The 12,183-nt window shown below is 56.6% G+C and carries 11 protein-coding genes; 9 read left to right on the top strand and 2 right to left on the bottom strand.

Translation table 11 applies throughout. The annotated features are described in order from the left end of the window. Positions 1–17 precede the first annotated feature (17 nt). Positions 18–2,153: an ornithine decarboxylase gene (locus JGF26_RS10090; protein ID WP_134707929.1), complete on the top strand. Its 2,136-nt coding sequence runs from the start codon at positions 18–20 to the stop codon at positions 2,151–2,153. A 54-nt stretch (positions 2,154–2,207) separates the two neighbouring features. On the opposite strand, the gene JGF26_RS10095 is transcribed toward JGF26_RS10090, so the two are convergent. Then, positions 2,208–2,900 carry a response regulator gene (locus JGF26_RS10095; protein WP_134707928.1) on the bottom strand — a complete coding sequence of 231 codons (693 nt, stop codon included), beginning with the start codon at positions 2,898–2,900 and terminating at the stop codon, positions 2,208–2,210. Further along, entirely contained in the window at positions 2,890–4,515 is a 1,626-nt protein-coding gene (locus tag JGF26_RS10100; RefSeq protein ID WP_049004964.1) for a sensor histidine kinase, read from the bottom strand. Before JGF26_RS10100 ends, JGF26_RS10095 begins: the two co-directional genes overlap by 11 nt. 345 nt (positions 4,516–4,860) lie before the next feature. Between JGF26_RS10100 and JGF26_RS10105 the strand changes: the two genes are divergently transcribed. Genes JGF26_RS10105 through citG form a run of 8 tightly spaced genes read left to right on the top strand, consistent with a single transcriptional unit; the run spans position 4,861 to position 12,178 of the window. Beyond that, positions 4,861–6,222 carry a 2-hydroxycarboxylate transporter family protein gene (locus JGF26_RS10105; RefSeq protein ID WP_128347269.1) on the top strand — a complete coding sequence of 454 codons (1,362 nt, stop codon included), beginning with the start codon at positions 4,861–4,863 and terminating at the stop codon, positions 6,220–6,222. A 17-nt stretch (positions 6,223–6,239) separates the two neighbouring features. After that, positions 6,240–7,103, top strand: a complete 864-nt coding sequence (locus JGF26_RS10110) for a fumarylacetoacetate hydrolase family protein (RefSeq protein WP_128347270.1) — start codon at positions 6,240–6,242, stop codon at positions 7,101–7,103. 13 nt (positions 7,104–7,116) lie between these two features. Next, positions 7,117–8,139, top strand: coding sequence for a [citrate (pro-3S)-lyase] ligase (citC, locus tag JGF26_RS10115; protein ID WP_134707927.1), 1,023 nt, complete (start codon positions 7,117–7,119; stop codon positions 8,137–8,139). Between the two features lie 16 nt (positions 8,140–8,155). Then, on the top strand, positions 8,156–8,449 hold the full coding sequence (citD, locus tag JGF26_RS10120) for a citrate lyase acyl carrier protein (RefSeq protein WP_025760234.1): 294 nt from the start codon (positions 8,156–8,158) through the stop codon (positions 8,447–8,449). Beyond that, entirely contained in the window at positions 8,446–9,321 is an 876-nt protein-coding gene (citE, locus tag JGF26_RS10125) for a citrate (pro-3S)-lyase subunit beta (RefSeq protein WP_023306921.1), read from the top strand. The genes citD and citE overlap by 4 nt, the downstream gene beginning before the upstream one ends. Before the next feature lie 10 nt (positions 9,322–9,331). Further along, positions 9,332–10,849 (top strand): citrate lyase subunit alpha, encoded by a 1,518-nt coding sequence (gene citF / locus JGF26_RS10130; RefSeq protein ID WP_134707926.1) that lies wholly within the window; start codon positions 9,332–9,334, stop codon positions 10,847–10,849. Between the two features lie 2 nt (positions 10,850–10,851). Then, positions 10,852–11,391, top strand: coding sequence for a citrate lyase holo-[acyl-carrier protein] synthase (gene citX / locus JGF26_RS10135; RefSeq protein ID WP_134707925.1), 540 nt, complete (start codon positions 10,852–10,854; stop codon positions 11,389–11,391). After that, positions 11,369–12,178 carry a triphosphoribosyl-dephospho-CoA synthase CitG gene (gene citG / locus JGF26_RS10140; RefSeq protein ID WP_134707924.1) on the top strand — a complete coding sequence of 270 codons (810 nt, stop codon included), beginning with the start codon at positions 11,369–11,371 and terminating at the stop codon, positions 12,176–12,178. Before citX ends, citG begins: the two co-directional genes overlap by 23 nt. The last annotated feature ends 5 nt before the right edge of the window (positions 12,179–12,183 follow it).

A 12,183-nucleotide genomic window follows, 5' to 3' on the forward strand; every position in this document is an offset into this window, starting at 1 on the left:
TGAGGGTAACTGCGCTTATGAAAACCATGAAAATCGCCGTCAGCCGCGAGCTGCTCTCTTCTGTGTCTACGCACCGTGAAAAGGTGACGCTGGACAATACTGATTTCACCGATGTGGCGGCAGTCGTCATCACAACAGCTGAAAGTCGCAGCGGCATTCTTGCACTGCTGAAACGCACGGGCTTTCAGCTACCGGTGTTTATTTTCTCTCAGGAGCCAACGGATGTACCTGACGGCGCCACCGCGGTTATCTCGGGAAAAGCTCAGGAGTTTCTGGAACTGGAAACTGCTGCCAGCCGTTATGAAGAGAATCTGTTGCCACCCTTTTTCGACACCCTGAGCCAGTATGTGGAAATGGGCAACAGCACCTTTGCCTGCCCGGGACACCAGCACGGTGCATTTTTCAAAAAACACCCCGCAGGACGACAGTTCTATGATTTTTTTGGTGAGAACGTGTTCCGCGCCGATATGTGCAATGCTGATGTGAAACTGGGCGATCTTTTGATCCACGAAGGGTCCGCTAAGCACGCGCAAAAGTTCGCGGCAAAAGTGTTCAACGCGGATAAAACCTACTTTGTGCTGAACGGTACGTCGGCGGCCAACAAGGTCGTGACCAACGCGCTGTTGACCCGCGGCGACCTGGTGCTTTTTGATCGCAACAACCATAAATCTAACCACCACGGGGCGCTGATCCAGGCGGGGGCCACGCCGGTTTATCTGGAGGCTGCACGTAACCCGTTTGGTTTTATTGGCGGGATTGACGAGCACTGCTTTAATGACGCTTATTTGCGGGACCTGATCCGCGAGGCGGCTCCGGAGAAAGCCGACGAGGCGCGTCCATTCCGCCTGGCGATCATTCAGCTTGGCACCTACGATGGGACGATCTACAACGCCCGTCAGGTGATCGACAAGATCGGTCATCTGTGTGACTACATCCTTTTTGACTCGGCCTGGGTGGGCTACGAGCAATTTATTCCGATGATGGCGGAAACATCCCCGCTGTTACTGGAGCTGAACGAGAACGATCCGGGCATTTTCGTGACCCAGTCGGTGCATAAACAGCAGGCCGGGTTCTCGCAAACGTCGCAGATCCATAAAAAGGATAACCATATCCGCGGCCAGGCTCGTTTCTGTCCGCACAAGCGGCTGAACAATGCGTTTATGCTGCATGCCTCCACCAGTCCATTTTATCCGCTGTTCGCAGCGCTGGATGTGAATGCCAAGATCCACGAAGGGGAAAGCGGACGCAGGCTGTGGGCGGAGTGCGTCGAGCTGGGTATTGAAGCGCGCAAGGCAATCATTGCCAACTGTCATATGATCAAACCGTTTATCCCACCAGTGGTGGCGGGGCGGCCGTGGCAGGATCATCCGACGCATGCCATTGCCAGTGAGCTGCGCTTCTTCAGCTTTGAACCGGGTGCCAAATGGCACGGGTTTGAGGGGTATGCCCGCGAGCAGTACTTTGTCGACCCGTGCAAGCTGCTGCTGACCACGCCGGGCATTGATGCAGAAACGGGGGAGTACACGGATTTCGGGATCCCGGCGACGATTCTGGCACACTACCTGCGTGAAAACGGCATCGTACCGGAGAAATGCGATCTCAACTCGATCCTGTTCCTGCTGACGCCCGCCGAAAGCAGCGAGAAGCTGGCGCAGCTGGTGGCGATGCTGGGGCAGTTTGAACAGCATATCGAAGACGATACGCCGCTGGCTGACGTGCTGCCGACGATCTTCCAGAAATACCCGGTGCGCTATCGGGATTATACGCTCCGACAGCTGTGTCAGGAGATGCACGATCTCTACGTCAGCTTCGACGTGAAGGATTTGCAGAAGGCGATGTTCCGCAAGGAGAGCCTGCCGGAGGTGGTGATGAATCCGCAGGATGCCAACCAGGCGTATATTCGCGGTAACGTAGAGCTGGTGCGCATACGAGATGCAGAAGGACGCATTGCTGCCGAAGGGGCGCTGCCATACCCGCCAGGCGTACTGTGCGTGGTACCGGGTGAAATCTGGGGCGGGGCGGTACAGCGTTACTTCCTGGCGCTGGAGGAGGGCATTAACCTGCTGCCGGGCTTCTCGCCGGAACTTCAGGGTGTGTACAGCGAGAAGGATGCCGATGGGATCAAGCGGCTGTATGGGTATGTGTTGAGATAGTGCAGGCTGTTGCCCTCGCCCTAACCCTCTCCCTGTGGGAGAGGGCACATTTCATCAAACCGCACTACGCCTGTACATCCTCCTCGGGTGCCCAATCTTGCCGTACAGCATCTCCACCGTCAGAAACCCCGCTTCCACACAGTGCTCCAGATAGCGCCGGGTAGTAGTTTTACTTAACCCGGTTTCCTGTACCACCTCATCGACTGAAAAACAGTGTGTGGCCTGATCGTTAAACAGCGCCTGAACCCGCGCCAGCGTATTTTCCTCAATGCCTTTGCTGCCGTTGTCCTGGCGGTAGTTTTTCGCCTGTAGCTGATAAAGCGAATCGACGTTTTGCTGGTCGACAATCTTCCAGACGCGCTGTTGCTCGGCGAATTGGACAAACCGCTCCAGCGACTGGCTGAGCCGCTTCCAGGAGACGGGTTTGAGGATGTAGTCGAACGCGCCATTACGAATCGCCTGGCTGCAGGTGTCCATATCGCTGGCGGCGGTGATGAAAATCACCGAGCAGTTGGCACGGGCGAGCATAGGGTTATTGATAAGCGAGATACCTTTGCCATCAGGCAGGTAGTTATCCAGCAGTACGAGCTGCGGCTGTTTGCTTTCAAGCTCCGCCTGGGCTGCAGCCAGCGACGAGGCAATGCCCACCAGCCTCAGACGCGGATGCTTGCCTATCAGCTCCGCGTGCAGCTGCGCCAGCTCGTTCTCGTCTTCCACAATCAGTACGTCGATAAGTTCATGTTGCATAGTCGGTGTTTTCCAGTTGCCGGGCGGTTCCCGTGGCCGGGATAAACAAGGAGAAAATGGCGCCGCGCGGGGTATTATCGGCAACTTCTATCGCGCCGCCAGCCTGCGTAACATAGCTTTCGATCAGATACAGGCCAATCCCATGATCGCCGCGCGTTTTGGTGGTGATACCGCGTTCAAATATCCTGTCACGGATCTCCGGTTGAATGCCCACGCCCTGGTCCGCCACTTCAATAATCAGCTCCTGTTCGCTGAGCTTAATCAGTACCTCCACCGGCGCGTGGGGCAGTGGCGACCGCTGCGTCGCTTCAATGGCGTTATCCAGCAGGTTACCAATAATTGAAATCAGCTCTTGTTCCCCAAGGGGCAGGAACGGTCTGTCCAGTCGACAGGCCGGGTCGAAACTCAGTTCAACACCTTTCTCCCGCGCGCGGGCGGCTTTCCCCAGCAGCAGACCGCACAGAGTTGGAGAGCTGAAGCGAGAGGAGATAAAGTCCAGCAACTCCTGGGCGTGTTCAGACTGCGCCTGAATGTAGCCAATCGCCTCTTCATAGCGTCCCATATGCAGCAGGCCGGACAAGGTCGTCATCCGGTTTAACTGCTCGTGGCGCATAATGCGCAGGTTATCTACATAGCGTTTTACCTGGCTGAGCTGGGCGCTCAGCGAGTCTATTTCATTGCGATCGCGGAACGTGATCACCCAACCCTGCAGCGACCCCTCAAGCATGATGTGCACCCGGCTGGCAATCACCGTGAGATCGTTAAAACGGCAAATCTCGTCGTGGGTATCTTTCGCCAGCATCGTCTGGGTGTCGAAGAACGGGACCGGATCGATCACCTGGCTTATCAGCTGTCCGCGCAGTTCGCGGGCCGGCTGGCTCAGACCCAGCAGCTTGCGCGCTGCCTGGTTGATCACTTCAATGCGCCGCCGATCGTCAATGGCAATCACCCCTTCATAAATAGACTCCATCATCGCCTTTTGCTGCCGCACCAGCAGACCGATTTCTCGCGGTTCGAGGGAGAAAATCTGCTTCTTAATGCTGCGGGTAAAGAACCAGGAGAAGATGAAGAGGGCCATCAACAACAGCACGGCGGCAATCAGGATATTGACGACTTTACTGACGGTAACGGTATCAAGGTAGCTGGTGAGATAGCCTACCGAAACAATGCCCACTACCTGCCCGGCATCGTTGAAAATGGGGGCTTTACTGCGTAGCGAAATGCCCAACCCTCCTTTACGGATGGTGATGGTACTTTTTCCCTGCAAAACGGCTTCGTTGTCTCCGCCAACCAGCGTAGTACCAACTCTGTCAGCAAAAACGGAATGAAAAAGGTGCTGTCCCTTATTATCTCCAATCACAATAAAGCTGGCGTCACTGTGTGAAGCTATTTTCTGCATAAAGTCGTGAATGCTTTTGATATCTTTTTGTTCAACTTCATCACGTAATGTAGGAATAATCGCAATTTCTTCTGCCTGTATTTTGGCTCGCGCACTCATTTCCTGATAAAGCTGTTTACCGACGTCGACATAATAATATCCGCCCAGTAACGCGAAAAGCACTGAGAAAAAGGCAACCAGCGAAATAAACAGCTTGATCTGGAAAGATACTTTCATAACTATCACGCGAGGTAGCAACAAAGAAAGCCAATATATCATCTTTTCTCTAGTGGATGGCCGCTTTGCCGAAAACTTGTGATCCCTTGCACAACAGGGGTTGTAAAAGATTTATCCGGAAGACTTATGCGCTTCAGAGCGCGCAAACAAATGTTATTTGTTTGTTCAAATCGGAAAAGAAACCATAAAAACCACGATAATAAATAAGGTGTAAATCACATTAAATAAAAGAAACCATTAAAACCATAGCTGCCATTAAAACTTCGCTTTTAATATGCCATTCCTCACATAAAGTAAGCCTTTGTGACTCTAAGCTGAACGCACAAAATAACCAAGGGGCTTATTATGAGCACAACTGACGATTCTTTCTCTGTTACCCACGACCCGATTGAAATTCAGCGACCTTCGCTCAAAGAGCGCTGGTGGCATATTATGGATACCTGGAAAATCGGGATTATTCCTCTGCCACTGTTCATTCTTGCTGGTGCGCTGATTGCGATTGATTGTCTGGGCGGGAAACTGCCGAGTGATATCGTGGTAATGGTGGCGACGCTGGCTTTCTTTGGCTTTGCCTGCGGCGAGTTTGGCAAACGCCTGCCGATTGTCGGCAAGCTGGGCGCGGCGGCGATTTGCGCCACCTTTATCCCTTCCGCGCTGGTCTATTACGGCCTGCTGCCGGATGTGGTGGTCGAGTCCACGACCAAGTTCTACAAATCTACCAACATTCTCTATCTCTACATCTGCTGCATCATTGTCGGCAGCATCATGAGTATGAACCGCACGGTACTGATTCAGGGCTTCCTGCGCATCTTCTTCCCGATGCTGTGCGGCGAAATCGTCGGCATGCTGGTGGGGATGGGCGTCGGTCTGGCGCTGGGTCTTGAGCCATTCCAGATCTTCTTCTTTATCATTCTGCCGATTATGGCGGGCGGCGTTGGGGAAGGGGCGATCCCGCTCTCTATCGGTTATGCCACCCTGTTGCATATGGACCAGGGCGTGGCGCTCGGTCGCGTGTTGCCGATGGTGATGCTCGGTGGTCTGACGGCGATCATTATCTCCGGCTGCCTGAACCAACTGGGTAAACGCTACCCACACCTGACTGGTGAAGGCCAACTGATGCCAAACCGCGCCAATGCGGATACCTCCGTCTCTCAACCTGCCTTCTCCGGTAAAGCGGATGTCACCACGATTGCTTCTGGCGCGCTGCTGGCGGTATTGCTCTACATGCTGGGGATGCTCGGTCACAAACTGATTGGTCTGCCTGCACCGGTTGGCATGCTGTTTATGGCGGTACTGGTGAAGCTGTGCAACGGTGCTTCTCCGCGCCTGCTGGAAGGTTCTCAGGTGGTCTACAAATTCTTCCAGACCTCAGTAACTTACCCGATTCTCTTCGCCGTTGGCGTGGCGATCACCCCGTGGCATGAGCTGGTGGCCGCGTTCACCGTGAGCAACCTGTTAGTTATCGTCAGCACTGTTTCTGCACTGGTGGCGACCGGTTTCTTCGTCGGCAAAAAGATTGGTATGCACCCGATTGATGTCGCCATCGTCTCCTGCTGCCAGAGCGGCCAGGGCGGTACCGGCGATGTGGCGATCCTGACCGCAGGTAACCGTATGAGCCTGATGCCATTCGCCCAGATTGCAACCCGTATCGGCGGCGCGATTAACGTCTCTATCTCACTGCTGATTCTGGGCAACTTCCTCGTTTAAGTTTTCAGGAAAGAACAATGAAACTCGCAAGCTTTGTATACCAGGGAAAACGCAGCTACGGCATCGTGCAGGCCGAAGGTGTGATTGATTTAGGTCGCCGTCTGGGCGACCGCTACAGCGACCTTAAAGCGCTGTTGCAGGGCAACGGGCTGGCGCAGGCCACCCGTTATCTGAACGATGCCGTGGATGTACCTCTGAATGCCATCACCTTCTTACCGGTGATTGAGCAACCGGAAAAAATCCTCTGCGTGGGCATGAACTACGCCGATAAGCGCAAGGAGTTTGACCAGCATAACCCGGCCCCGACGCTGTTTGTACGCTTCCCGGATTCCCAGACCGGCCACAACGAGCCGGTACTGAAACCGCGCCATTCCAGCGAATTTGACTATGAAGGCGAGCTGGCGGTGATCATCGGTAAAGGCGGGGAGAACATCAGCCGTGACGACGCCCTGCGCCATGTGGCCGGTTACAGCTGCTACATGGACGGCTCCGCCCGCGACTGGCAGCACACCTGGTTTACCGCCGGGAAAAACTGGCGTCAGACCGGCGCATTTGGCCCATGGATGGCGACGGCCGATGAGATCCCGGACCCGCATCAGCTGGCGATCCGCACCTGGCTGAACGGCCGTATGGTGCAGGAGGACAATACCAGCAGCATGATCCACAAGGTGGCGGAGCTGATCGAGTACATCAGCACCTTTACCCGCCTCAGCCCTGGCGATGTGATCATCACCGGCTCCCCTGGCGGTGTGGGTAAAAAACGTAACCCGCCGCTGTTTATGAAAGAGGGCGATCGCATTGAGGTGGAGATCGAGCATATCGGTCATCTGAGCAATGTGATCATGGAAGCGCCAGCCACCGGGCTTGCGGTAGCACACTAAGTAAGGCGGCAGTATGCAATCGCAACCCATTGATTTTCGCCACACCCTCGTGGCGAAACACCCGGAACGCTTAAGCCAGATCCGTTACCTGCTGGCAGACAGCGGCCTTGGCCTGGACAACGACATTGAGCTGTTTGTCGAAGCCTGGTCCGGCTCGCAGTTGGTGGGTTGCGCCGGGCTCGCTGCTAACGTCATCAAGTGTGTGGCCGTAAACGAGCAGCTTCGTGGCGAGAACCTCAGCGCGCGCCTGCTGGCAGAGGTGCAAAATGCGGCGCTGGAGCGCGGCCATTTTCACCTCTTCCTCTGCACCCGCCCGTGTAACAGGGAGCGCTTTGCCCGCAGCGGTTTCTGGCCGATTGCCCAGAGCGGCAACAACGCCGTACTGATGGAGAACACCCCGCAGGGGATTGAGCGCTACTGTCGTTCGCTGAGGTGTCAACGCCAGAACGGGGAGAAGATTGGCGCGATCGTAATGAACGCCAATCCGTTCACCCTCGGGCACCGCCATCTGGTGGAGCAGGCGGCAGCGCAGTGTAACGCCCTGCATCTGTTCGTGGTGCGCGAAGACGCCTCGTTCTTCCCCTTCTGCGCACGCATCGAGATGGTGCGGGCGGGCGTGGCGCATCTGCCGAACGTGGTGGTGCATGAAGGCTCGCAGTACATCATCTCCCGCGCCACCTTCCCGGCCTATTTCCTGAAGGAGACCGGCAAAGTGCAGCAGGCGTGGAGCGAAATCGACGTGCTGATCTTCCGTGACTTCATCGCTCCGGCACTGGGGATTACCCATCGCTTCATCGGCTCGGAGCCATTTTGCGACATCACCCGTCAGTACAACCAGACGCTGCACGACCTGCTGGCCACGCATATCGAGGTGGTGGAGATGCCGCGCATCAAGGCCACCGGTAACGCTATTTCGGCGTCAGAAGTACGCCGCTTACTCAAGACACAGCAGTTTTCCCGGATCCGGGACATTGTTCCGGACTCCACCTTCGCGCATCTCGAAACGCATTACCGTGCGAGTGCGGAAGTCGCTTAATTACCAGGAATTTATCATGAAAATTGTTAGGGAGGCGCTGGCCGGAACACAGGAGTCCAGCGACCTGATGGTGAAAATCGCTCCCGCTCACGGCGAGCTGGAGGTTGTCATCCACAGTGAAGTGATTAAGCAGTTTGGCGAGCAGATCCGCCAGGTGGTCAACGACACATTGCGCGCTATGAACGTGCACCAGGGATTAATCATTATTGAAGATAAAGGGGCGCTGGACTGCGTGATCCGCGCCCGCCTGCAGAGCGCACTCCTGCGTGCTGCGGATGAACAGGCTATCAACTGGGGGGCGCTGAAATGAGCAAACTCCGTCGCAGCATGCTGTTCCTGCCTGGTGCTAACGCCGCCATGCTCTCAACCGCGTTTATCTACCGTCCTGACTCCATCATGTTTGACCTTGAAGACGCCGTCGCTCTGCGCGAGAAAGACACCGCCCGCATGCTGGTGTTCCACGCGTTGCAGCACCCGATGTACCAGGATATCGAAACCGTGGTGCGCATTAACCCGCTGAGCACGCCGTTTGGCTTGCTGGATCTGGAAGCCGCCGTGCGGGCTGGCGTGGACGTGATCCGTCTGCCGAAAACCGATACTCCGGATGACATCTACGAACTGGAAGGCCACCTGGAGCGCATTGAGCAAGAATGCGGGCGCGAGGTCGGTTCTACCCGTGTGATGGCGGCCATAGAGTCAGCCATTGGTGTGATTAACGCCGTGGCAATTGCCCGCAGCTCTCCGCGCTTGATCGGTATCGCGCTGGCCGCCTTTGACTACGTGATGGATATGCAGACCGAGCGCGGCGACGGCACCGAGCTGTTCTACGCCCGCTGTGCCGTGCTGCACGCCGCTCGTGCGGCAGGCATCGACGCCTTCGACGTGGTGTGGTCAGACGTTAACGACGAGGCCGGGTTCCTGCGCGAGGTCGATCTGATCCGCAAGATGGGCTTTAACGGCAAATCGCTGATTAACCCGCGCCAGATCGACCTGCTGCATAACGCTTATGCCCCGACGCAGGAAGAGGTGGATCACGCGAAGCGGGTGATTGAAGCGGCAGAAGAGGGCGAGCGCAACGGGCTGGGCGTGGTGTCGCTCAATGGCAAAATGGTGGATGCACCGATTATTAACCACGCGCAGGTGGTGCTGGAACGCGCGGCGGCTTCCGGCGTGCGTCGTTAAGGATGAGATAATGAATCAGACAGAACTGCTCCATGTGAATTTTCCCCATCTGCGGGACTTAAAACCGTTTGATACCGCCCACAGCGCGACGCCGTGGCTGAACAATCCAGAAGAAAAACATACCCGTAAACTGTGTGCTTCCGTTGAAGAGGCCGTGTTACGTAGCGGCTTGCAGGACGGGATGACCATTTCGTTTCACCATGCGTTTCGCGAAGGCGACCGGGTGATCAATAACGTCGTGGCACTGTTGGCGAAGATGGGTTTCAAAAACCTGACCCTGGCCTCCAGCTCACTGATGACCTGCAACGATGCGTTGATTGAACATATTGAACGCGGCGTGATCACCCGAATTTACACCTCCGGGATGCGTGGCAGGCTGGCAGATGCCATCTCTCACGGCCTGATGGACGAGCCGGTGCAAATTCACTCCCACGGTGGGCGCGTGAAGCTGTTGCAGGACGGCGAACTGAACATCGACGTGGCGTTCCTTGGCGTGCCATGCAGCGATGAGTTCGGCAATGCCAACGGCACGCACGGCAAATCGAGCTGCGGCTCGCTGGGCTACGCCATGGTGGACGCGCACTTTGCCAGCAAGGTAGTACTGCTGACCGAAGAGCTGGTGCCGTTCCCCAATATGCCGGCCAGTCTGGTGCAGGACCAGGTGGACTACATTGTGCAGGTCGAGAGCGTGGGCGATCCGGCGAAAATTAGCGTCGGCGCGGCGCGCGTCACCAGCAATCCGCGCGAGCTGATGATTGCCCGTTATGCGGCAGATGTGATTGAGCACTCCGGCTACTTCAAACCAGGCTTCTCGATGCAGACCGGCTCCGGCGCGGCGGCCACCGCCTGCACGCGCTTTATGGAAGAGAAGATGGAGCGCAGCGGCGTGAAGGCACGTTTTGCGCTCGGCGGCATCACCGGCAGCCTGGTGGATCTGCACGAAAAAGGGCTGATTGAAAAGCTGCTCGATACCCAGTGCTTTGACGGACAGGCCGCGGCATCGCTGGCGCGCAACCCGAATCACGTAGAGATCTCCACCAACGTTTACGCCAATCCGGGCAGCAAAGCGGCATGTTGTGACCAGCTTGATGTCGTGATCCTGAGCGCCCTGGAAATTGACGTCGATTTTAACGTTAACGTGATCACCGGCTCTGACGGGGTAATGCGCGGGGCATCTGGCGGGCACTGCGATGTGGCTGCCGCGGCGAACCTGACGATTGTGGTGGCACCGCTGTTGCGAAGCCGCATTCCGACGGTGGTGAAGCGCGTGACCACTCGCCTGACGCCAGGGGAGTGCATTGATGTTTTAGTCACTGACCACGGTATTGCGGTCAATCCGGCGCGCCCGGAGATTCGCGAGCGTCTGCTTGAGGCCGGGCTGAAAATCGTCGATATCGACGCGCTGTACGAACGGGCTATCTCGCTGACAGGCGTGCCAAAAGCGATTGAATTTACCGACAAAATTGTGGGTGTGATCCGCTACCGCGACGGCAGTGTGATCGACACCGTAAGGCAAGTTAAGGAGTAACCATGACCATTGCGACACCCGTGCAGGCGGGTGTCAGCCTGGATGCATTGCTGGCGGCAAAAGAGCGCCGCGCAGCACGCCAGGCGGACTGGCTTGCACACTATCAACAACCGGTGATTTCACTCACCCTGGTCACGCCGGGCGAAATCAAAGACAGCCTGCGTTATCGCAATACGATGGGCGTGGCACTGCAAATGTGTGACCAGCTGCTGTGGGAAAACCGCTGGCAGGTGCTCGACCGTCAGGTTTTATGGCTGCCGACAGGGCCAGAGGCGCTGTGGTGCGTGGCCCATCAGGCGGCGGAAATGAAAGCCCACTGTGCAGAGCTGGAACAGACGCATCCGCTTGGCAGGCTCTGGGATCTGGATGTGATTTGCCCCCATAACGGCCATGTTGGACGGGTATCGTTAGGCGCGAATCTGCGTCGCTGCCTGATTTGTGACGAACCTGCTCACGCCTGTTCCCGTTCGCGAAATCATCCTGTTGAACAGGTGACGGCTCGCGTGGAGAAGATGATCGATGACTGGTTTGCTCGCGACTAAACCGCGCCAGGCTGACGTGCCTGCGCTTGCCGAAGCCGCGTTGTGGCAGGAGCTGGAACTGACGCCCAAGCCGGGGCTGGTGGACAAACTCAATAACGGTTCCCATCGCGATATGGACCACGCGCTGTTTGTCCGCAGTATTGCGGCGATTACGCCGTGGTTTTCGCGCTTTGCAGAACTCGGTAACGCGCATGCAGATAGGCCCGCAGATGAACAGTTACGGATTATTCGCCCGATGGGAATGGCCTGCGAGCAGGCGATGTACGCCGCGACGAACGGGGTGAACACGCACAAAGGCGGGATTTTTGCCCTGGGTTTACTGTGCTATGCCGCCGGACGTGTGAAAAATGTCTCCCCAGAAAGCCTCTGCTGTGAGGTCAGTAACATCTGCAGTGGGATGGTGTCGCGGGAGCTGCTCGCCCGCAGCGGACAGGCGACGGCGGGAGAGCGTCAGTTTAAGCAGTATGGCTTAACCGGCGCGCGCGGTGAGGCAGAAAGCGGCTTTGCTACGGTGCGTAAGGCGCTGGCGCAGTGGAACGGACTGTCACTTCACGGCCTGCTGTTACGCCTGATGACGATTAATCAGGACAGCAATCTGGTGTCGCGTGGCGGCATTGAGGGGCTGCGCTATGTGCAGGGCTATGCGCGCGAATTACTGGTGAACGGCTGGGATCGCGAGGCGTTGCTTCGAATGGATAAGGCATTGATTGAACGCAATCTGAGTCCGGGCGGCAGCGCGGATTTATTATCGGTGGGATGGGTGTTGTCGAAATTACCCCTCTCCTGAAAGGA

The sequence above is a fragment of the Enterobacter sp. E1 genome (assembly GCF_016809815.1).
Taxonomy (GTDB): domain Bacteria; phylum Pseudomonadota; class Gammaproteobacteria; order Enterobacterales; family Enterobacteriaceae; genus Enterobacter; species Enterobacter adelaidei.